This is a genomic window from Shinella sp. BE166 (assembly GCF_051201095.1).
Classification (GTDB): Bacteria; Pseudomonadota; Alphaproteobacteria; order Rhizobiales; family Rhizobiaceae; genus Shinella; species Shinella lacus.
Genome location: NZ_JBPEHL010000003.1, coordinates 261,900 through 282,972, shown reverse-complemented (window position 1 = coordinate 282,972; position 21,073 = coordinate 261,900). Strand labels below are relative to the sequence as shown.

23 protein-coding genes are annotated in these 21,073 nt (G+C 65.3%); 1 reads left to right on the top strand and 22 read right to left on the bottom strand.

The window, feature by feature from the left end; genetic code table 11:
* Nucleotides 1-7 precede the first annotated feature (7 nt).
* The 18 genes from J2Y63_RS08710 to J2Y63_RS08625 form a co-directional block, all read right to left on the bottom strand.
* Entirely contained in the window at nt 8-571 is a 564-nt protein-coding gene (locus J2Y63_RS08710) for a TetR family transcriptional regulator (protein WP_435265736.1), read from the bottom strand.
* A gap of 30 nt (nt 572-601) precedes the next feature.
* Nucleotides 602-1,687, bottom strand: a complete 1,086-nt coding sequence (locus J2Y63_RS08705) for a Gfo/Idh/MocA family protein (RefSeq protein ID WP_435265735.1) — start codon at nt 1,685-1,687, stop codon at nt 602-604.
* A 14-nt stretch (nt 1,688-1,701) separates the two neighbouring features.
* Nucleotides 1,702-2,541, bottom strand: coding sequence for a carbohydrate ABC transporter permease (locus tag J2Y63_RS08700; RefSeq protein ID WP_435265734.1), 840 nt, complete (start codon nt 2,539-2,541; stop codon nt 1,702-1,704).
* A gap of 1 nt (nt 2,542) precedes the next feature.
* Nucleotides 2,543-3,445, bottom strand: a complete 903-nt coding sequence (locus J2Y63_RS08695; RefSeq protein ID WP_319314358.1) for a carbohydrate ABC transporter permease — start codon at nt 3,443-3,445, stop codon at nt 2,543-2,545.
* Between the two features lies 1 nt (nt 3,446).
* Nucleotides 3,447-4,523 (bottom strand): ABC transporter ATP-binding protein, encoded by a 1,077-nt coding sequence (locus tag J2Y63_RS08690; protein ID WP_435266069.1) that lies wholly within the window; start codon nt 4,521-4,523, stop codon nt 3,447-3,449.
* Nucleotides 4,517-5,440, bottom strand: a complete 924-nt coding sequence (locus J2Y63_RS08685) for an ROK family protein (protein WP_435265733.1) — start codon at nt 5,438-5,440, stop codon at nt 4,517-4,519. The genes J2Y63_RS08690 and J2Y63_RS08685 overlap by 7 nt, the downstream gene beginning before the upstream one ends.
* On the bottom strand, nt 5,437-6,222 hold the full coding sequence (locus J2Y63_RS08680) for a 6-phosphogluconolactonase (protein ID WP_435265732.1): 786 nt from the start codon (nt 6,220-6,222) through the stop codon (nt 5,437-5,439). Before J2Y63_RS08680 ends, J2Y63_RS08685 begins: the two co-directional genes overlap by 4 nt.
* Entirely contained in the window at nt 6,219-7,094 is an 876-nt protein-coding gene (locus J2Y63_RS08675; protein ID WP_435265731.1) for a sugar phosphate isomerase/epimerase family protein, read from the bottom strand. Before J2Y63_RS08675 ends, J2Y63_RS08680 begins: the two co-directional genes overlap by 4 nt.
* Before the next feature lie 28 nt (nt 7,095-7,122).
* Nucleotides 7,123-8,391, bottom strand: coding sequence for an ABC transporter substrate-binding protein (locus J2Y63_RS08670; protein ID WP_435265730.1), 1,269 nt, complete (start codon nt 8,389-8,391; stop codon nt 7,123-7,125).
* A 114-nt stretch (nt 8,392-8,505) separates the two neighbouring features.
* On the bottom strand, nt 8,506-9,681 hold the full coding sequence (locus J2Y63_RS08665) for a glycerate kinase family protein (RefSeq protein ID WP_435265729.1): 1,176 nt from the start codon (nt 9,679-9,681) through the stop codon (nt 8,506-8,508).
* 145 nt (nt 9,682-9,826) lie between these two features.
* Nucleotides 9,827-11,227: an SLC13 family permease gene (locus J2Y63_RS08660; protein ID WP_435265728.1), complete on the bottom strand. Its 1,401-nt coding sequence runs from the start codon at nt 11,225-11,227 to the stop codon at nt 9,827-9,829.
* A 111-nt stretch (nt 11,228-11,338) separates the two neighbouring features.
* A complete protein-coding gene (locus J2Y63_RS08655; protein ID WP_435265727.1) occupies nt 11,339-11,698 on the bottom strand; it encodes a hypothetical protein in 360 nt (119 codons plus the stop codon).
* A gap of 178 nt (nt 11,699-11,876) precedes the next feature.
* A complete protein-coding gene (locus J2Y63_RS08650; RefSeq protein WP_435265726.1) occupies nt 11,877-12,593 on the bottom strand; it encodes a DUF6065 family protein in 717 nt (238 codons plus the stop codon).
* Nucleotides 12,594-12,678: 85 nt separating this feature from the next.
* Nucleotides 12,679-12,972 carry a DUF6958 family protein gene (locus tag J2Y63_RS08645; RefSeq protein ID WP_064329371.1) on the bottom strand — a complete coding sequence of 98 codons (294 nt, stop codon included), beginning with the start codon at nt 12,970-12,972 and terminating at the stop codon, nt 12,679-12,681.
* A complete protein-coding gene (locus J2Y63_RS08640; protein WP_435265725.1) occupies nt 12,965-13,501 on the bottom strand; it encodes a GFA family protein in 537 nt (178 codons plus the stop codon). The genes J2Y63_RS08645 and J2Y63_RS08640 overlap by 8 nt, the downstream gene beginning before the upstream one ends.
* A gap of 1 nt (nt 13,502) precedes the next feature.
* A complete protein-coding gene (locus J2Y63_RS08635; protein ID WP_435265724.1) occupies nt 13,503-14,135 on the bottom strand; it encodes a TetR/AcrR family transcriptional regulator in 633 nt (210 codons plus the stop codon).
* Between the two features lie 141 nt (nt 14,136-14,276).
* On the bottom strand, nt 14,277-14,996 hold the full coding sequence (locus J2Y63_RS08630; RefSeq protein ID WP_435265723.1) for an anti-sigma factor family protein: 720 nt from the start codon (nt 14,994-14,996) through the stop codon (nt 14,277-14,279).
* Entirely contained in the window at nt 14,993-15,535 is a 543-nt protein-coding gene (locus J2Y63_RS08625; protein ID WP_435265722.1) for an RNA polymerase sigma factor, read from the bottom strand. Before J2Y63_RS08625 ends, J2Y63_RS08630 begins: the two co-directional genes overlap by 4 nt.
* Nucleotides 15,536-15,634: 99 nt before the next feature.
* Between J2Y63_RS08625 and J2Y63_RS08620 the strand changes: the two genes are divergently transcribed.
* Complete coding sequence (locus J2Y63_RS08620) at nt 15,635-17,023, top strand: S8 family serine peptidase (RefSeq protein WP_435265721.1); 1,389 nt, start codon at nt 15,635-15,637, stop codon at nt 17,021-17,023.
* A 3-nt stretch (nt 17,024-17,026) separates the two neighbouring features.
* On the opposite strand, the gene J2Y63_RS08615 is transcribed toward J2Y63_RS08620, so the two are convergent.
* The 4 genes from J2Y63_RS08615 to J2Y63_RS08600 all read right to left on the bottom strand — a co-directional run bounded on the left by J2Y63_RS08615 (nt 17,027) and on the right by J2Y63_RS08600 (nt 21,017).
* Complete coding sequence (locus tag J2Y63_RS08615) at nt 17,027-17,893, bottom strand: ABC transporter permease (protein WP_435265720.1); 867 nt, start codon at nt 17,891-17,893, stop codon at nt 17,027-17,029.
* A gap of 2 nt (nt 17,894-17,895) precedes the next feature.
* Nucleotides 17,896-18,765, bottom strand: coding sequence for an ABC transporter permease (locus J2Y63_RS08610; RefSeq protein WP_256116460.1), 870 nt, complete (start codon nt 18,763-18,765; stop codon nt 17,896-17,898).
* Nucleotides 18,766-18,770: 5 nt separating this feature from the next.
* Complete coding sequence (locus tag J2Y63_RS08605; protein ID WP_435265719.1) at nt 18,771-19,844, bottom strand: ABC transporter ATP-binding protein; 1,074 nt, start codon at nt 19,842-19,844, stop codon at nt 18,771-18,773.
* A 96-nt stretch (nt 19,845-19,940) separates the two neighbouring features.
* Nucleotides 19,941-21,017 (bottom strand): extracellular solute-binding protein, encoded by a 1,077-nt coding sequence (locus tag J2Y63_RS08600; RefSeq protein ID WP_256116462.1) that lies wholly within the window; start codon nt 21,015-21,017, stop codon nt 19,941-19,943.
* Between the last annotated feature and the right edge of the window lie 56 nt (nt 21,018-21,073).

Genomic DNA, 21,073 nt, shown 5'->3' with positions numbered 1-21,073 from the left:
CTTTGTTTCAAGGCGATGAAGCAGGACGGGTGCGGGCGATCAGCCGCTCGATGACGGCCTGCTTCATGGCGGGGTCGAGATGCATGACGTTAAAAACCTCCGCCATCCACATGCCTTCGATGGCAAGGCGGATGATGGTGGCTTCCACCGGGTCGAGGCCGTCCTTTTCGACGGCCGCCTGGCAGCGGATGTTCTGCTGGTGGACGATTTCGAGAAGATCGGGAAAGTTCGACAGTGCCGCGGTGATGCTGGCGCCGAGGCGGTCGTACTGGTCGCCGGTGCTGGCGGCGTCGCCCATCGTGGCGGCAACATAGGCGCGCGTATAGCGGCCATGCGGCTCGGCGTCCGTTCCCTCAAGGCCGGCAAGGCCGGTCTCGAAGCGGTAGACGAAGCGTTCGACCATGGCGCGCACCAGCGCATCCTTGCTGGCGAAGTGGTAGAGGATGCCGCCCTTGGAAAGCCCGGTCACCTCCGCCACCTTGTCGAAGGTCAGCGTCGAGACGCCGTCCTTGACGACGATTTCCTCGGCCGCAGTGAGGATGCGTTCGCGTGCGGTGCCACGTCTTGCCATGTCGATACCCATGCTGTTGCGATCTTCCCGCTATAGCTGCGAACTCTCGCGCAGGCGACCGACGATATCCGCCATCAGGGCGAGGTCCTGGCGGGAATCGTCGAGCGTCGTCTTCGGCGTCGTACCGTTCACCAGGTGATCGTGGAAGGCGCGCAGCTCGATGGCGAAGGGGTCGGTGTAGTTCGGCCCGAAGACCCGCGTTTCAGTCTCGCTGTCTGTTGAATCCGTCACTTCCAGCGAGGTCGGCAGGTTGCGGATGTAAGGCGTGTCGTAGCCGAAGCTGAGGCGGCGGCGGTCGGAGTACACCTCGATTCGGGCGTCGAAGCGCGCGACATTGTCGATCAGCGCCTCGTAGATCGCGGTGAAATGGCCGTAGTCGAAGAGCGCCACGATCTGCTCGCCATTCTGCTTGTGATGGGCGGCGATGACGCGCTGCGGCAGGCCGATCAGCTCGCGCATGGCCGAAAGGCTATGTGAGGAGAGGCCCGTCAGCACCTGGTATGCGCGCATCAGGCTGGGGGAGGCGTCCTTGCCGGCGACGTCGCGCAGCAATGCCTCGGTTTCCGATCGCGACTGGGCGAGGAAGCCGGCATCGAGATCGCGCGGGTAAAAAATGTTGCGGGTCTGGCGGATGAAGAAGGGGCCTTCGCAGATGAGGTCGCGCACGCGCACGTAACGCAGTTCCTCACGTTCCGGCATCATCTCCTTCGCCTTCAGGAAGCTCGGTGAATAGCGCCGCATGTAGGCGACGAAGACGAGGCGGCCGGACGTTTTCGCCAGCGGCGCCACGTCGTCGATCTCGCCGAGCGTCAGGCAGGCGGGCTTTTCGAGGAAGACATGTTTGCCGGCCTTCAGCGCCAGGTCGAGATAGTGACGGTGCGTCTGGTCGGGCGTCAGGATGAAGACGGCGTCGATATCCGGCGAAGCGACCAACGCCTCGGCGCTCTTATAGGCTCGGGCGGTCGAATAGCGCTCGGCGCAATGGGCCGTCAGGCTCGGCGAAACGTCGAAGACGCCTGCCACTTCGAACAGATGGCGGTGATCGGCGAGGATCGGCAGGTGCATCAACTGGCTCACCTCGCCAAGACCGATGAGACCGACACGGACGATACGCATGAAAAGAACCTTTCCTAACCCTTGACCGCCCCGGCCGTGAGGCCGGAGACGATGTATTTCTGGAAGATGAGCGCCAGCACGATCAGCGGCACCGTGACGATGGTCGACGCGGCCATGATCGCGCCATAGGGGAACTCGTAGCGGCTGGAGCCGGAGATGAGCGCGATTGCCACCGGAACCGTGCGGTTCTCGTCCGTCAGGATGAAGGTCAGCGCGAACATGAACTCGTTCCACGAGGCGATGAAGGCGAGCAGGCCCGTCGACATCAGCGCCGGCCCCATCATCGGCAGGAAGATGCAGCGCACGATCCTGAGCGGCGAGCAGCCGTCCATGATGGCGGCCTCCTCGATCTGGCGCGGCAGGCTGCGCATGAAGGTAGTCAGCACCCAGATGTTGAAGGGCAGCGTAAAGATCATGTAGGCGAAGATCAGCGAGCCCAGCGTGTTGTAGAGCCCGAGCCAGCGGATCATCTCGAAGAGGCCGGAGAGCAGTGCGATCTGCGGGAACATCGAAACCGCGAGGAACAGGAACATGATCGGCGAGCGGCCGCGGAAATCGATGCGGCCGAGCGCATAGGCGGCCGCGATCGCGAGCCCCAGCGACAGTGCCACGACGGAGGCGGCAACGATCAGCGAGTTCATCAGGCTGCGCAGGAACACGCCATCCGACAGGATCGCCTCGTAATTGTTGAACTTCAGGTCCGGCAGGAAGGTGACGTCGAAGATCGCCTGGCCGGATTTCAGCGAGGAGGCGATCATCCAGTAGAAGGGAAACAGCGTGTAGAGCGCGACCACCGTGAAGAGCGAGTAGATCGCGATGCGATGGAGGCGTCTGTTGGCTCTGCTGCGCACCATGTCACACCCCCAGGAGCCGGCGGTTGAGCCGGAAGACGGTCACGTAGATCGCGGTGACGATGGCGATCATCAGGAAGATCGCGGCACTTGCCGCGGAGCCGACGCCCATGTCCTGGAAATTGACCAGCACCTCGCGGGCATAGATCGACACGGTTTTCGTGTCGTCGCTGTTCGAGGAGAGCACGAAGCTCAGATCGAACATGCGCAGCGCATCGAGCAGGCGGAAGAGCACGGCGACGGCAATGCTGGGTGCCAGCAGCGGCAGGGTCAGCGCGGTGAACTGCCGCCATTCGGAGACGCCGTCGATCGAGGCGGCCTCGTAGATGCTTTTGGGCAGCATCTGCAGCCCGGCGAGGATGAGCAGCACCATGAAGGGCGTGGTGATCCAGACGTCGACGGCGATGATGACCGGCATGACGAGGTCCGGATTCGCCGTCCAGGCGATGCCGTTGTCGATGAGGCCCATCAGCTTCAGCACATGGTTGAGAATGCCGAACTGGTCATGCAGCATCCATTGCCACATGCGCGCGCTGACGACGACGGGAATGGACCACGGAATGAGGATGACGGCGCGCATCAGGCCACGGCCACCGATATGGGCGTTCAGCAGGAGCGCAATGGCAAGCCCCAGCACCGTCTCGATCGACACCGAGATGACGGTGAAAAACAGCGTGTTGCGAACGGACTGCCACCAGAGCGGATCCTCGAACAGGGTGAAATAGTTCTCGAATCCGATGTAGTCGTAGATGTCCGGCTCGGTGAGGTAGGCATCGGTGAAGGAGAACAGGAAGGTCCGCCCGAGCGGCCAGAGCGCCACCGCGAAGAGCACGACGAGGCTCGGTGCGAGAAACAGCCAGGCCGTTCGCGCCCGCATCGCATTGAGGCCGATGCGCATCGTCGCCATGTCAGGTCCTCCCCGGAAGAAGCGCGCGGTCGTCCTTGCCGAAGAGATGCGCGCGCTCGTGTTTCCAGCCGACAAGGGTCGTGGTGCCCGGCCGGATATCCGGCTTGCCCTGCGCCTTGACGACGATGGACCTGCCATCTCCCACATTGAGGTGGACGAGGGATTCCCCGCCGAGCGGCTCGACGAGCAGCACTTCGGCCTCCAGCGTCGCTTCGCCGCCGCCGAGCATCAGGTCTTCCGGTCGGATGCCGAGCGTGACGTCGCCGGCATAGTCATGGGGTGCAAGCCGGTGACGTCCGCCGGAAAGCGACAGCACGCTCTCCTCGCCTTCGCGCGCCAGCAGGCCCGGCAGAAAATTCATGCGCGGGGAGCCGATGAAGCTTGCGACGAAGCGGTTGGCCGGGCGCTCGTAGAGCTCCATCGGCGTGCCGATCTGGGCGATGAAACCATCCTTCAGCACGACGATGCGGTCGGCGAGCGTCATCGCCTCCATCTGGTCGTGCGTGACATAGACGGTGGTGGCCTTCACCTCGCGGTGGATGCGGGCGATCTCGACGCGCATCTCCATGCGCAGGTCGGCGTCGAGATTGGACAGCGGTTCGTCGAAGAGGAAGAGCTTTTGCTGGCGCACGAGGGCGCGGCCGATCGCGACGCGCTGCTGCTGGCCGCCGGAAAGCTGCGCCGGCCGGCGTTCCAGCAGATGATCGATCTTCAGGAATTTTGCGGCCTTCGTGACGCGCTCGCGGATTTCGGCGGCCGGCAGCCGGGCGGTCTCCAGCGCGAAGCCGAGATTGCGCTCGACATTCATGTGCGGATAGAGCGCGTAGGACTGGAAGACCATTGCGATGTTGCGCTTGGCCGGCGGCGTCTCGTTCATGCGGTTGCCGGCAATGCGCAGCTCGCCATCGGAGATTTCCTCCAGCCCGGCGATCATGCGCAAAAGCGTGGACTTGCCGCAGCCGGAAGGCCCGACGAAGACGACGAACTCGCCCTCGGCGATCGCGAGGTTCAGCTTGTCGATGATGGTCAGCGCGCCGAAACGTTTGACGACATTGATGAGATCTATACCGCTCATGATCGTTCCATCTTGAATGTCCTGTGGGCCAGCGCCGCCACGCCGATGGCGCAGGCGGTGTCGCCGATGAGGCTCGCCACGATCGGCATGTCCCGCGCGCCCTCCGCCCAGATGAAGTCGCGCGTCAGCGCCGCGAGCCGCGGCGTCACCTTCGGATCGCTGCCGATGCCGCCGCCGAGCACGAGCACGGCGGGGTCCAGCGTGTTGATGAGCTGGCCGAGATAGGAGGCGAGCGAGAGCAGCGCGTTCTCCACCATCTCCGCCGCCCGGGGATCGCGCGCCTCCGCCTCGAACAGCGAGAGTGCCGTCGCATCCGGCCGGCCGCTCAGCGCGCCGTAGCGCTCGCCAAGCGCCTTGCCGCCGGCGAAAAGTTCCAGATTGTGCCGCACCGCGCGGTCGCGCGCCGGGCCGTCGAAGGCGACGAGATCGCTGCCGGAAAAGTGGATGGCAAAGCCGCGAGCCCCCTCATAGGGCGCGCCGCCGATCACCAGCGAATGGGAAAGGCCGGTCGAAATGGTGACGTAGACGAAGGGATCGATGCCCCTGCCGGCTCCCATCCAGCCTTCCGCGAAGGCGGCGGCGCGCACGTCGCTGCCGATGTGCAAGGCGCCGAAACGGCCGAGGCGGGCGCGATAATCGAGGCCGCGCCAGTCGAAATTCCACGCCGAAGCCGGCTCGCCGTCGCGCGTCACGAGTTCCGGCAGGCAGATGCCGAGTGCTGCGGCTTCCAGCGCCTCGCCGTCCGCGCGCTCCCGCATGGCGGCCGCGAGGTCGCAGACGAGATCGAGCACCGCGCCGCCGCCACTCTGGCAGGGCGTTGCCTCCGTGCGCTCGGCAACGACGGCGCCGTCCGAGAGGCGCACGATGCAGGCCTTCGTCTTGGTGCCGCCGACGTCGATGCCGATCGCGTGCCGTGTCATGGTGCCGCCCCGGCCGCCGCGTCGGCGTGCAGTTCAGCGTTGCGACACTCTACGGCGATGGTCGCCGGCCAGTCAGGATCGTAGGCGGATGCCGTCGAGAGCCGTCGGAAAGCTTCACGTTTTCCCGCGCCCCAGACGATCATCGCGACTGCCTTGGAGAGGTTCGCAATCGAGCCGGTGCCGATGGTGAGGCCGTGCGTCGGCACCTCGTCCAGTCCACGAAAATCCGGAAAGGTCGCGAGATTGTCGCGCCGCGTCTGTTCGGCGAGCGTCACGATGCGGGAGCGGTTGTCGCGGGCCGAGCCCGGCGGGTTGAAGGCGATATGGCCATCGCCTGCACCGGAGGCGAGGAGAAAGAGATCGATGCCGCCAAGGCTTTCGAGCGCGGCGTCATAGGCTTCCGGCTCCGCGAGGGAGGGCATACGAAAGTTCGCTTCCGGCATGCGCAGCTCTACCGGCAGCGCCCGGTTGATCCGGCCAACGATCTCCCGCTCGCCAAACCCGTGGCAGGAATAGTGGGCGGAAGCGGGCGGCGGGGAGAGGCCTTCGGGGCCGGACAGCAGGTATTCGTCCATCATCGCGACGATTAGCCCGGAGCAATCGACCGGGTCGGCGGCAAGCTGGCATTCCAGCGCCTGATAGACCGGCATGGGGCTGCGACCGCCCGGGCAGCCGAGCACATAGGGCCGGCCGGCCGCATTGGCGGCGCGCAGTTCCGTGAGGATGCGGGTGGCGAGATGTTCGCCGATCGCCTCGGGATTGTTGTGGATCATAACCTTCATCGGCCGGCCTGCCCCTGAAGCAGAGAAGAGACGAAGCGGTAGTTCCGCGCGGCGATCGCCTCCGGCGTTTCGGGATGTTTCGGTGCAAGGTCCTGCTCGATGACCAGCGGGCCATCGTAGCCGTGCGCCAGCAGGGTCGCCATGAAATCGGCGATGTCGACCACGCCGCGGTCGAGATCGGTCATGATGCCGTCCTCGAAAGCGCGGTCGCAGTGGATGTTTTCCGCCAGGACCTTTTCGCGGAACGCCCCGTCGACATTCTTCAGATGGATGGAATTGATGCGCGCCTGGTGACGCAGGAAGAAGGCTTTCGGATCGGCCTTCCAATAGGCATGGTGGCCGGTGTCGAGGCAGAGGCCGACCAGCGCCGGGTCCGTCTCGGCAAGCAGCCGTTCGATCTGGCTTTCATGCTCCACGCAGGTGCCGACATGGGGGTGGAAGCTGAATTGCAGGCCGTGTTCGCGGGCGATGCCGGCGGAGAGCATGGTGAGCTCTATGACGGAGCGCCACCCGGCTTCGCCGACGACGCCCATCCGGTCCTTCGGATAGAACTCGGACTCGTCCATCAGGATGAAATGCGTGCCGCCGATGGCGGAAAGCAACGCGCAGATCTGGTGCGTCTTGTCCGCCAGCGCCGAGGCCGTGTCGGCGTCCGCCAGTGTGTGGACATGGGCCGCCGCGACCACGGAGAGGCCGCGGCGGTCGAGTTCGTGCGAAAGCACTTTCGTGTCTGTCGAGAAATAGCCGTAGGGGCCGAGCTCGGTGTGGCGGTATCCGGCCGCGACGATGCGGTCGAGATAATCGGTCCAGCCGAGGTCGTTGCCGGTGGGCCAATAGACGCCCCAGCAGCACGGTGCGATCGCGATATTCACTGTCATGTCCTCGATGGGTGGGCGCGGCTTACCAGCCGCGCTTCTTCAGCCGTTCCAGATCGCTGCTGACCTTGGTCAGCGCCTCTTCCGCGCCTTCCTTGCCGCTCAGCACGTTGTGCACGCCGTTGAAGATGCGCTGCGACACGCGGTTGTAGGAGGCGCCCGTCACCTGCGAGGGGCGGGAGGCGCTTTCGGCATAGGCCTTTTCGGCAAAACGCAGCGCCGGGTTGGCCTTCAGGATTTCCTCGTCCTGATAAAGCGCCTTCAGCGTCGGGCTATAGGCTTGCAGCGCGCGACGCTTCTGCTCCTTGGCGCCCGTGAGGTAACGCACGAGGCTCACCGCCGCGTCGGTATCCTCGGCATATTTCGAGACGCCGAGCAGGCCCGCACCGTAGCAGCCGCTCGACTTCTCGCCCTCGGCGCCGACCGGCAGCGCCATCACGCCGACCTTGCCGGCAAGCGCCGACCCTGCAGCCTGGCTGGTGCCCCAGACGTAACCCCAGTTGCGGTGGAAGACGGAATTGCCGGCCTCGAAGACGCCGCGCGAGCCTTCCTCGTCATAGTTGAGCACGCCCTCCGGGCTGATGCCGCCGATCCACGAGCGGGCAAGGTCGAGGGCCGCGACAGCCTTCGGATTGTTCGCGGTGATCGTGCCATCCGGCGCGATGAAGGTGCCGCCGCCATAGGAGGCGACCCATTCCAGCGCGTCGCAGGTCAGGCCCTCATAGGCGCGGCCCTGCCAGACATAACCCCACATGTCCTTGGTGCCGGCGGCGCGTTCCTGTTCCTGGATGGACTTGGCCGTCTCGGTTAGTTCCGCCCAGGTCTTCGGCTCGGCCTTGCCGTATTTTTCGAGCAGGTCCTTGCGGTAGAACATCAGGCCCGCATCGACGAACCAGGGCATGGCGAGCAGCTTGCCCTCGATGGTGCTGTCGGCGAGCGCGGAGTCGAAATGCGCCGCAAGCTCTTCCGCCGGCACCTTTTCTTTGAGGTCGATGAGATGCGCGGCGAGCGCGCCGACCCAGATATTGTCGAGCGTCAGCACATCGATGTCGCCGGACTTGCCGGCGAGAAGCTGCTGGTAAAGCGGCAGCGCCTCACCCCAGTTCGCCGGCATCTTGTTGATCTTGACCGTGTTGCCGGTCTCCTTCGCCCAGGCCTCGGAGGCCGATTGGCAAAGTTCCAGTTCGGCGCCGGCCGAGCTGCAGAAGATCGATACTTCCGCCGCGCCAGCAGAGCCGCCCCACAGGACGGCGCCAGCCAGCGCCGTCGTTCTCAGAAATTCATCCCAATGCACTGTGTTCTCCTCCCACACCGCGTTAAGTTCGCAAAATTACTATACCGTCTGGTCGGTAAAGTAAAGTGGACGAAATTGACCTGTGGAAGGTCGTTTCAGTGGGGGGCGGGGTGTCTATGCGGCGTTGTCCAGCCGGTTCTTCAAACTCATGCCGACCATCACCATGCGCGCGGCATCTTCGGCTGCCCGGGCGAGCAGTTTTGGCGCCGAGGAAATCGCGTCCTCCAGCGAGCAGGGCCGGCTGAGAATGGAGGCGAAGGCATCGATGCCGTGTTCGAAATTGAGGCGCACGCCCTTGCCGATGGTTCCGGCGAGCGCGATGACGGGCACGCCGGCGCGTTTGGCGCGCTGCGCCACTTCGGCCGGCACCTTGCCGAAGGGCGTTTGGCCATCGAGGCTGCCTTCCGCGGTGATGACGAGATCGGCCTTAGCGATGAACCGGTCGAGCTCCAGATATTGCATGACGATGTCGTAGCGCGGATGCAGCCTGCCGCCGACGAGGCCGAGCACCGCGGCACCAAGCCCGCCGGAGGCGCCGGAGCCGGGTGCGGCGCCGACATCGATGCCCGTCGTGCGCCGGATGGCGGCGGCATAGGTCTCCATGGCGGCGGCGAGGACCTCCACCTGTGCCGGCGTGGCGCCCTTCTGCGGCCCGAAGATGCGCGCGACACCGCGTTCGCCGAGCAGGACATTGTGCCAGTTGACGGCGGCATCGATGCGCACGCGGTTAAGGCGCGGATCGCGGCCGCTGATATCGATGGCGGCGAGGCGGGCGAGCGCGGCACCGCCACGGGGCAGGAGGTCGCCTTCCTCATCAAGTAGCCGGATGCCGAGCGCTTCCGCCATGCCGGCGCCGCCATCGTTGATGCCGCTGTCGCCGCAGCCGAGCAGGATGCGGCGTGCACCCTTGTCGAGTGCTGCGCGCACCAGTTCGCCGACGCCGTAGCTCGTCGTCAGGCAGGGATTGCGCCGGTCGCGCGGGACGAGGCTGAGGCCTGCCGCGGCCGCCATCTCGATGACGGCGGTCGGTTCGCTGCAACCGCCGAGGAAGCCGAAATGCGCCTCGACCGGGTCATTGACGGGGCCGGTGACCGTCAGGTGATGCAGCACGCCGCCGGTCGCCTTGACGAGCGCCTTGGTGAAACCCTCTCCGCCATCGACCATCGGCGCCTTCAAGACGGTGGCGCCGGGAAAGGCGCGCTTGACGCCGCTTTCGATGCAATCCGCTGCCTGATCGGCCGAGAGGCTCTCCTTGAAACCGGAGGGCGCGACGAGAACCGTGAAAGACATGGGGATGTTCCTTTTACTATGACAATCATGTGACAGGTGAGGAACGGGACGGTGCGGCATCTATTCCGGCAGAATGAAAATAAATTAGTCGGCTAAATAAAAAAGGCCGCACATGGCGGCCTTTTTTCTTTTCCGTGTGCGTGGTTCAGCGCAGGGGCAGGCCTTGCAGTGGCCAGACGAGCGTGGCGAAGACGATGAGCAGCACCACGAAGGGCACGACCAGCACCATGGCGAGCCGCAACAGATCGGCCTGACCGAAGGGTGGCGGGTCCATGGCGCCGAACAGCGCCACCGGCTTGGCGGAGACCATCAGCGTCTGGCAGAAGCCGCTCGCGAGCGTCACGACCATCACCAGATTGAGCGGATCGACGCCGAGGGCGGCGAGCGGCAGGGCGAGGGCCGGAATGAGCACGGTCGCCCGCGCCGTGCGCGAGGTGATGACCAGGTGGGAGAGGGTAGCGACGATGGCGGCGAAGCCGATGACGAGTGCGGGCCAGGCAGCGACGCTGCTGCCGGCGAGACCGACCACCCGCTCGGCCAGCACCTGCGCCGTGCCGGTCGCCAGCAGCGCCTCGCCGATGACGAGCGTGCCGGCGAGGAACAGCAGCAGGTTCCATTCGACGCCCTTGAGGGCGGCCTTCAGCGGCAGGCCGGAGACCCGTTCGGTCGCCAGCAGCAGGGCGGCGGCGATGCCGATGAGCGGCATGCCGATGCCGTGCAGGGGCTGGGCGGCGAAGAGCAGGATCATCGCGCCGGTGATGGCGAGCACGGTCCATTGCTGGCGTGTCAGCGGGTTTGGCGTCTCGTCGGGGCTGCGCGCTGCGATCGCCATCGTACGTTCCTCATGGGTGAGGAAAAGCCTTAGCAGCACGGCGCAGGCGAAGAGCGAGCACAGCAGCGAGAAGGGGCCGGCAAGCGCGATCCAGCCGAGGAAATCGGGGCTTTGGCCGCGCAGGCGCTCCATCATGCCGGCCGCGACGAGATGGGCGCCGGCGCCGATCAGCGATGCGCCGGCCGAAAGCAGGATGACCGAGGGGAAGAGCAGCGCCAGCGCCCGGTTGACCCGCGCATTGCCGATGGCCGCGGCAAGCCCGAGATAGACCGGCGCGAGCATGGCGGCGCGTGCCGAGGTCGAGGGGATGATGAAGGCGGTGGCGAAGATCAGCAGCGTCAGCGCCCAGAACAGGCCCTGCACGGTGGCGAGCCGGGCGAGCAGCCGGCGAATGATCTGCTCGATCACGCCGACCTGCCGCAGCACGCCGGCCACGACGAAGGCCGCCAGCATCAGCCAGACAATATCATTGCCGAGCGAGCGGTAGAGCACGTCCTCGTCGATTGCGCGGACGACCGGCAGGAGGGCGGCACCCGCCAGCGCCACGGGCGTATCCGGCAGGTCGAGGATGGTCCAGGCGGTGATCGTCGCCACGAAGACGGCGAGCGTCAGCCGCATGTTCAGGGTGAGGCCGTCGATCGCCAGGAAGATCAGCATGGCGCTGAAGGCGAGCACGATCGCCGCGACGATCTGCTTGACGCGGGCGAGCGGCATACTCGGCTCCAGCGTCGGAGACGGTTCCCCACGCCGATCGGCGTGGGGTCCGGGAGGGGCGATTGCATAAAGGGCCACGATCGCCCTCCTTTCGGTCTTTCAGGCTGCGGCTCAATCGTCGTCGGACGACGAATTCGAGGAACCGTTCGAATTCGAGTTGCTGTTCGAGTTGGAATTGCTGTTGGAATTCGAGTTCGAGTTCGAGTTCGAGTTCGAATTGGAGTTGGAGTTGGAATTCGAATTCGAGTTGCGGTTCGAGTTGGAATTCGACGAGCTGTTGGAGTTGCGGTTCGAGCTCCAGCTGCCGCGACGGTCGTCGTCGCGGTCGCGGCCGTAGCGCGCCTGGCTCGCCTTGCTGGTGCGCGTCATCTTCTGCAGGAAGCGGTAAACCGGGTCGTCGGCGACGGCGGGCGCGGGCGCTGCGGCGCCGACCACCAGGAATGCGCTCAGGATTGCGATGACCTTCTTCATGGTGTTTCTCCTTTGAGTGACAGCCTAGTTGGCTGCGAGGGAGAAACGGCGGCGGGCAAATCTTATTCCCGATAAAACAGAAATAATTTCAATGTGATAGCCAATTTCTGCGGCGCATGCGGCATCACCGCCGCTGCGGGGCGCAGCGACGGCCAAGGCGATTTATCCGGCTTAGAACCTATCGCTGGGCGCGAGCGAGCTTGCGATACCAGCCGTCGGCGGCGAGCGTCTTGCGCAGGATCGTCTTGCGCATGACGCCCTCCGGTGGGCTTTCTGCACGAATGTCCGCGTCGAGATCGGAGGCATCGCGGCGGAAGGGGATGACCTGCACGATCGGCGTGCCGCGTTCCAGCATATGCAGGCCGTCCTCACCAATGGCGAAGAAGGGGAAGTGGATTTCCGACTGGTAGGTATCGGTATCGACCACGCCGGCGACGATCTCGAAGACGCCGTTCGGCCGGTTGAGCGGCGGCACGAACAGGCAGCTCCAGCCGGGCGGCGTGCGGATGGTCCAGTAATTGTGGAACTTGCAGGGCGGCAGCGGCTCGCGCGGATTGCCGGCAACCTGGTGGCTGGCATGGTTGCTGACGAGCGTGCGATCGAAATCCCAGCCGCAATCGACCGTCTTGCCGCCGTCGGAGATTTCCATGCGCACGCTCGCCGCAAGGCCGATGACCCAGCCGGCGGCCATGGCGTCGAGAAAGGGCATGCAGCGCTTCACGGTGATGCCGCTGTTCGTGGGCGAGACCTGCGTCTCGTCGATCGCGGGCAATTTGCGGAACCAGTCGGGCAGCGCCGTCTTGGCGCGCACGGGGGCGGGGATCACGCCCTCGTCCTCCTTGCGGCAGAGAAAGGTCAACCGGGGCTGCGGTTTCTTCAGAAGGGCCAGGGCCATCGCTGTTCTCCTCATCAATCGATGGGAGAAGAACGGCGATGGACGAAGCCTATTCCCGGCGGTGCGAAAAATTTTCGGCCGGGCGTCAGGTGACCCGGTAGAGCTGGACCGGCCGCTTCGGCGCACGCTTGATGATGCCCTTGGCCTCAAGGTCGAGCTGCACGGCCTTCATCCACCAGCCCGCCTTCTGCCGCTCCGGAAAATCCGTCTCCGAGAGATGCGGCAGCAGCGCCTCCTGCGCCTGCGCGACCGTCATGCCCGGTGCCGTGTCCGGCAGGGCGGCAAGCAGTGCCGCGCGCATCGCCATATATTTCGTGCGGTCGAGCCGTTCGGTGCGGCCCGGTGTGTTGATGTTTTCGACTTCGATCTTGTCAGACATCGATCGTCCCCCCGACAGCGATTTTCGGATTGCGGAAGCCCATGGCGATCCAGGCCGCCAGGAGCTTTCCGTAGAAGGCGACCGTGTGGGTCTTGAGGTTGGGAATGTCGGCCGGCAGGCCGGACCGGTCGGCGAGGTCGCCCGTCATGGTGCGCAGCTCCGCCTTCGGTCTCTGGGCTTCCGGCCAGAGATGCAGGTAGAGGCTCAGCCAGTGTGCGCCCTTCATCTCCAGAAACATGGGCGTGTTGCAGCAGGTGGCGACGACGCGGCGCGAGCCGGCGGTGGGTGAGAGGCGGAATTCCCGGAGGTTTTCCGTGCCCGACAGGATGTGCACCCGGTCCTTGCGGTATTCCGCGGCCGGTGTCGCATGGTAGCTGGTCAGCGTGTTCTTCGCGCCGGGAAGGGTCGCGAGCCTGCCGGCGGCGGCCCGGCAGCTGTTGCACAGGCATTCGGAAACCAGGATCGGGCTTCCCTCCACTTCAAGGCGTGTCTGGCCGCAGGCGCAGCCGATATGGGTTGTTCTGCGCATCTCAGTCATCCTCCGTGACGTTGAACAGGTATCGAATGTATCGTTCCAGATGGTCGAGGCTTTCGCGCGCCAGCGCGGGGTCGTTGGCCGCCTTCGCCAGGATGAAGCCGCCCTGGAGAACCGCCTGCGTGTGGCGCGCCAGGCTCTCGGCCGTCCAGCCGGTCGCCGTGATGCCGCGCTCGCGCCGCGCCATCTCGATATCGGCCTCCAGCGTTGCCGTGTGCCCGAACATGCTGCGCCCGCAGGCATCGCGAATGTCGGGCGCGCTCACAAAAACCTCCTGCGCCATTGTGCCGACAAGGCAGGTGAACTCCTGCAATTCGCCCGCGATGATCGCCTTGCGGAAGGCGACATAGGCGAGCACCCGCGCCAGCGGCTCGCTCGGCCCGTGGTAGGGGGCGGCGGCGAAATAGGCCGACGTCGTCTCGCCCCAGAACTCCGCGGCCGCCACCCCGAGAGCCTCCTTGCTTCCGAAGTGATGGAAGAAGGCGCCCTTGGTGACGTCGGCGGCCTTGCACAGGTCCTCTATGGTGGTCGCTGCAAACCCCTTTTCGCGAATGATGTCGAGTGCCGCCTCCAGGAGGCGGATCCGTGCATTGCCGCGTTCGGGCGATTGTTTGGTTGGTCTAGGCATGAGAAAACATACCATACGGTCGGTATGTGCCAAGTATTAATTGATATCAACCTATTTATACCTTTGCACGGGACGCAAACGGCCCTGAACCGGCCTCCAAGGAAGCCGGTTCAGCACGTCATATTGGGGACTTGGAACAGCCTATGGAGCGAGCGCCTTGCGCTCCTCTTCGGCGGAAAGCGGGGCGCCAGCCTGGATCGAGGTCAGATAGGCGTCGATCGTCTCCTGCGAGGAGGCGGGCACGTAGCCTTCGGCCTGCAGGGTCGTCAGCGCCAGCCGCGTCGCCCAGGCGCCGTCCTGGCGGCAGGCGACGGTCAGCGTGCTGCTCGCCTGCTGTTTCAGCTCGTATTCGCGGCAGAGCTCGCCGCGCTCGTCGCGGAACGAGGCGACGACATGCAGCACCGCGCCCGAAAGCGTCACGTCCCGGCCGGAAGCCTCGCGGTCGAGGGCGGCGGCGATCTCGGCGCCGGCATCCGTAGCCGACGGCCCCATGCGGCCGAGCGTGAAACCGATGACACCTGTCACCACCGCCACGAGACTGGCCGCAACCGGCATGAGCCAAGGGCGCACCTTCGGCTGCGCCACCTGTTGCGGTTTCGGGCGGAAAGAAACGACATTGTCTCGGGGCGCCTCCTCCGCCATCTTGCGCACCGAGGCCAGCAGCGCCTCCGGCACCGGCTCGTCGATCAGCGGCTTCAGCGCCTCGCCCACCAGCCGGCGGCTGTCGAGGAAGACGGCGAGCCGTTCGGCCAGTGCCTCGTCGGTCGCAAGCGCCTCTTCCAGCGCGAGGCTTCGTGCCTCGTCCAGCTCGCCATCAGCGAAGGCCATCAATGTCTCGTCGTCGAAATCGTCTTTGTTCATGAAACGCCGCCTTTCGTATCGGGCGAACGTCTCTCGCCAAAACTTATTCCCGTCAGCTCCATCAGATTTTTTCGCGCGCGGGCGAGACGGCTCATCACGGTGCCGATCGGGATGGCGAGAACCTCGGCCGCATCGCGGTAGCTGAACTCCTCGACACAGACCAGCACCAGCACTTCGCGCTGCTCGTCCGGCAGCTTCTGGAGGGCGATGGCCACCTCGGCGAGATCCATGCGGGCATGGGCGGCCGCCTCGCCGGAGGGCACGGAGACGTCGCGCGCCTCGTCGATGTCGTCATGCGGGCCGGCGGTCTTCAGCCGGCGCAGGTGGTCGATCCACAGGTTGCGCAGGATGCGGAACATCCAGGCATCGAAGCGGCTCTCCGGCGCAAAACTGTCGGCGGCAACGATGGCGCGCTCGCAGGCCGCCTGCACCAGATCGTCGGCGAGCTCCCGCGACCGGCAGAGCGAGATCGCGAAGCGTCTGAGGTTCGGCAGGAAGGCCACCAGCCGTTCCGGCACCGTCGGCATGTCATTCGTCATGCGATTTCTTTGGCACGCCATGGAATAAGCTGTCGAGTCAAACGTATGTCAGGATACCAGTCACCGATCCGCGCCACCGATCGACCATGGAGACCGACCATGCCGAGCCGCCTTGCAGCCCTCTCCGGACGCCTCTCCCTCCTTGTGGCCATGACCCTGGCCGGCACCGGGGCACTGCCCACGCCGGAGCGCGGCTTTGTCCCCGGCGTCGCGGTGGCGCTCGCCGACGACGATGATGATGGCGGGGACGACGATGGTGGCAGCAGCAGCCGCGGCGGACGCGGCGGCGAATGGCAGCCCAAAGCGCGGGGCGACCTGCGCTCGCTGTTCCGCTGGCCATCGCGCGAGGTGCGGCGTGCGCCTGTGCGCCGTGCAGTGGTGGCAGTGCCGGACCGGGCGCCGAACGAGATCGTCGCGACCGGCCTCGACGACGACGCCATCGCCGGCCTTGCGCAGGACGGTTTCGTCGTGGACGACCGGGTTGAGATAGCGCTCATCGGCGGCGAAATGGTCCGCCTCATCGTCCCGCAGGGCATGACGCTCGATGCGGCGCGCGCCGCCGTCTCCGCCCGCAGCGCCTCGGCGACGGTGGATTTCAACCATTTCTACCAGCCGCAGGCCGGGGACAAGGCCGCCTGCGTGCGGGAAGGCTGCGCGCTGGTGCGCCACATGGTCGGCTGGCCGACCGGCGAGGCGGGAAGCGGCCTCGCCTGCCTGAAGCCGCAGCGCATCGGCCTCATCGACACGGCGATCAATGCCAAGCATACGGTTCTCGCCAATGCCCGGCTGGAGGTTCTCGACCTCGGCGGCGGGGAGGGAGCACCCTCGGGCGAACAGCACGGCACGGCCGTGGCGGCCCTGCTGGTCGGCGCGCCGGGCAGCCGCGTGCCGGGCCTGCTGCCGGGCGCGGAGTTGATCGCCGTCGATGCCTTCCAGCGTTTCCGCAAATCCACCGACATCGCCAATGTCTACGATCTCGTGCGCGCGCTCGACCTGTTGATCGGGCGCGACATCAAGGTCGTCAACCTGAGTCTGACGGGGCCGGAAAACCAGATCCTGACGCGTGCCGTCGAGGCCGCCGCCGACCGGGGGACGATCCTCGTCGCCGCCGCCGGCAATGACGGGCCGAATGCCAAGCCGGTCTATCCCGCCGCCTACGAGGACGTGATCGCGGTGACGGCGGTGGACAAGGCGCGCAACCCCTATCGCCGGGCCGTGCGTGGGGACCATATCGATATCGCTGCTCCCGGCGTCGGCGTGTGGACGGCGGCGTCGATTTCCGGCGCCCGGCAGAAGAGCGGCACGTCCTTCGCCGCCCCCTTCGTGACGGCCGCCGTCTCCATCCTGCTTGCGGAAAAGCCCGGCCTCTCGCCGCAAGAGGTCGAGGCCGAGCTGATGAAATCCGCCGAAGACATCGGCAAGCCCGGCAAGGACGCCATCTACGGCTGGGGTCTGCTCAATGCGCGCACACTTTGCGGCAGCGGCTGAAACTCAGGCTTCCTTGTTGCCGCCGCGCTGCACGACGACGCTGAGCAACGCGAGCAGGCCCGATCCCACCATCAGGAAGAACGACACTGCGTTCAGCACCGGCGTCGAGCCGACCTTCACCATGCGGTCGTACATGGTGATGGTGAGCGGCGCATCCGAGCCGACCAGCATCAGCGTCGTATTGAAATTCTCGAAGGAGACGAGGAAGGCGACGACGAAGGCGGAGAACAGCGCGGGCATGAGGTAGGGCAACGTCACCGTCATCAGCACGCGCAGCCGCGTGGCGCCGAGATTCAGCGCCGCCTCTTCCAGCGCGATGTCGAATTTCCGCAGCCGTGCACCGATCACCAGCGAGGTGATGGTGGTGAGGAATGAGAACTGGCCGAGGATGACGAGGAAGATGCCGGGGCGCAGGAAGTCCCATTCGATGCCGAAGGTTTCTTCGAGGCCGTTGGCGATCATGCTGGCGAAGACGAGGATCGAGATGCCGAGGATGACGCCGGGAATGACCAGCGGCACGATCATCATGATGTAGAAGATGTTCTTGCCGGGGAACTGTTTTCGCTCGAACAGGAAGGCATTGCAGGTGCCGGCGGCGACCGCGAGCGCGGAGACGGCGACGCCGATGATCAGCGAATTCTGCAGGCCGCGCAGCAGGCGGCGGTCATGGAACATGCCGATTTTCGGCTCGGTGCTGCTGAAGAACCAGTCGAGCGTGAAGCCGTTCCAGGGCAGGGCGGGGAACATCGAATCGTTGAAGGCGAACATGCCGGCGGCGAAGAGGGGGGCCGCCAGATAGATGAGGAACGCCAGCATATAGAAGCGATAGACCCACCGGAGGAAGGACGATTGGGGAGCCGCGACGTTCATGCTCAGTCCTTTGCGACGGTGGAGGCGAGGTTCTGGCCGGTCAGCCGCAGGCCGAGCCAGACGACGAACGAGGTGAAGACGAGCAGCAGCACGCCGAAGGTCGCGCCGGATTCCCAGTTGTAGCGCGTCACGAACTGCTCGTAGATCTGCTCGGTGAACCACATGCTGTTCTTGCCGCCGAGCAGGATCGGCGTGAGATAACTGCCGGCCGTCAGCATGAAGACGATGATGCAGCCGGCGACGATACCCGGCATTGCATAGGGCACGACGATGCGGCGGAAGACCGTGAGCCGGCTGCCGCCGAGATTGTAGCCGGCCTCGATCAGCGAATTGTCCATGCCGTCGAGCGTCGAGACGAGCGGCACGATCATGAACAGCACGACCGTGTAGACGAGGCCCATCACCACCGTGGCGTCGTTATAGAGAAATTCCACCGGGCCGCTGATCAGGCCGATCTTCTGCAGGAAGGACGAGACGAGGCCGGTTTCGCGCAGGATGACGATCCAGCCGAAGGCGCGCACGAGGTCGCTCACCCAGAGCGGGATGAGGCACATCAGGAAGAGCGCGGCGCGCGAGCGGCGCTGCGCGATCTTGGCGATGTAATAGGCGACGGGAAAGCCGATGATGAGCGCCATCACCGTGACGAGGATCGACATCCAGGCGGTGCGCAGCAGCGTGTTCCAGTAGATCGGCTCGCTGACGAAGGCGGCGTAGTTGGCGAGCCCGAAGGTGTATTCGCCCGGCCCTACTTTTTCCCGCAGCGAAATATAGCCGATGCCGAGCTGCGGCAGGATGATCAGCAGCACGATCCACAGCGCGAAGGGGGCGAAGAGCAGGATGAAGGAGAGTTTTCCGATGTCCGTGCGTGGCATCGCCGTTACCTCGACACGCTGAAGCAGCGGCCGTGGCCGTGGCTCCAGCCGATATCGACGGCCGCACCCGGCACGATGCGGCCGGTGCCGTCCATCACGGCCTGGCCGACCTCGACGAGGTTGCCGCCCTGGCTGCGCACGAGGATGCGGCTGCTGGCGCCATTGAAGAGCAGGCTTTCGACGGTGCCCGCCAGCCGGTTCTCGCTGCCCGCACCGACCGAAAGCACTTCGGGCCGCACGAACAGCTCGACCGCGCTGCCGGCCGCAATCCGGTCGTCGCCCGCCTGCGCGATCGCCTCGCCGCCGCCGTCGAGCGCCACGCGCACCTTGCCGTCCGAAACGGAAAGCGCGCGGCCCGGCCAGCGGTTGCTGTCGCCGACGAAGCCGGCGACGAACCCAGTCTTCGGATCGTTGTAGAGCTCCTGCGGCGAGCCGATCTGCTCGAACTGGCCGGCATTCATCACCGCAACATTGTCCGACATCAGCAGGGCTTCCGACTGGTCGTGGGTAATATAGAGGAAGGTCGTCTCGAACTGGTGCTGCAACTGCTTGAGCTCGATCTTCATGCGCTCGCGCAGCTTGAGGTCCAGCGCGCCGAGCGGTTCGTCGAGCAGCAGCACGTCCGGTTCGAGCACCATGCAGCGGGCAATCGCGATGCGCTGCTTCTGGCCGCCGGAAAGCTGGGCGACCTGCTTTTCCTGCGAGCCGGGCAGGCCAACGCGGTCGAGCACGGCGGCCACCTTGTGGCTGATATCGGCCTTGTTCTCGCCGCGGCAGCGCAGGCCATAGGCGATGTTCTCGCCGACATTCATCATCGGGAAGAGGGCGAGATGCTGGAACACCATCTTGACGGGGCGCTTGTTCGGCGGCGTCGAGAGCACGGATTTGCCCTTGATGCGAATGTCGCCGCTCGTCGGCTCCTCGAAGCCGGCGATCATGCGCATCAGCGTGGTCTTGCCGCAGCCCGATGGCCCGAGAATGGAGAAGAACGAACCGCGCGGAACGTTGAAGGACACGCTGTTGACGGCGGTATAGGCCCCGAAGCGCTTGCTCAGGCTTTCGCATTGAAGGTCGTGCATGGAGTGCTCGCAAATCAGAGCCGCATTGCGGCTTATTCTGAAGCCAGCCGGCCGAGGGAAGGCCCCCGACCGGCTGGCGTCAAGTCCTGGGACGGATCAGTTCGACGTGGCGGCCTTGATGCGCTCGAGCGCCTTGCCTTCCATGTCTTCAAGCCCTGCCGGGATGTTGGCGAAGAATTTCAGGTTCGCCAGATCCTTTTCGTCGAAGGCGGCCTGCACGGCGGCCTTCTTGTCGTCCGGCAGCAGGTCGATGCCGTTGCTGACGGCGGCGATCGCGCCGGTGGAGTCCGACATCAGCTTGACGATCTCGGGCTTCATGACGAAGTTGATCCACTTGTAGGCGGCGTCGTCAGCCTCGCCCTTGCGCGGGATGACGAAGGTGTCGATCCAGGCGAGCGCACCGGTTTCCGGCGGCACGTAGACCAGGTTCTTGTTCTGGCCGTAGAGCTTGAAGGCCGTCGAATCCCAGGCTTCCGAGACGACGACTTCGCCGGAGAGCAAGAGCGTCGACAGGTCGTCGCCGCCGTTCCAGTAGGTCTTGACGTTGTCCTTGCAGGAAATCAGCTTTTCCGTCACCTCGTCGAGCATCGTCTGGTAGGCCGCCTTGTCGCCATAGAGCGCAAAGGGGTCCTTGCCGAGCGCGAAGGCCGTGCCGAGCAGGATGGTACGGCGGAGCCGCATCGAGGTGCGGCCCTTGTATTCCGGATTGCAGAGGTCGCCCCAGCCCTTGACGTCCGGCGCCTTGGAAACGTCTGCGACGATGCCCGAGGTGCCCCACTGGTGCGGCACGGCATAGAGCGCGCCGTCGATCGTCGCATTGGCCTTCACGCCTTCGAGAAGGTTCGGCGCGAGCGAAGCCGTGTCGATCTTCGACAGGTCGAGCGGCTTGTAGATGTTGTATTCCTGCTGGGCCGCGAAGATGCGGTCATGGCTCGGTTGGGCAAGGTCGTAGCCGGCGCCGCCGGTGGCGCGGAGCTTGGCGACCATTTCCTCGTTGTTGGAGAGCGTCACTTCGACGGTGATGTCGGGGTTCGCTTCCTCGAAGAGCTTGATGACGTTGTCGGGCGCGTAACCGCCCCAGGTGAGCAGGCGCAGGGTTTCGGCCTGGGCTGCGGTGCTTGCGACGAGCAGGGCAAGCGCCGTCGTCGCGGCGAGCGCGAATTTGGTTTTCATGCTGTTCTCCTCTTCCATTTGGCTGTTGAAAGTCGCCGTTTTTCCGGCGTTCTTTT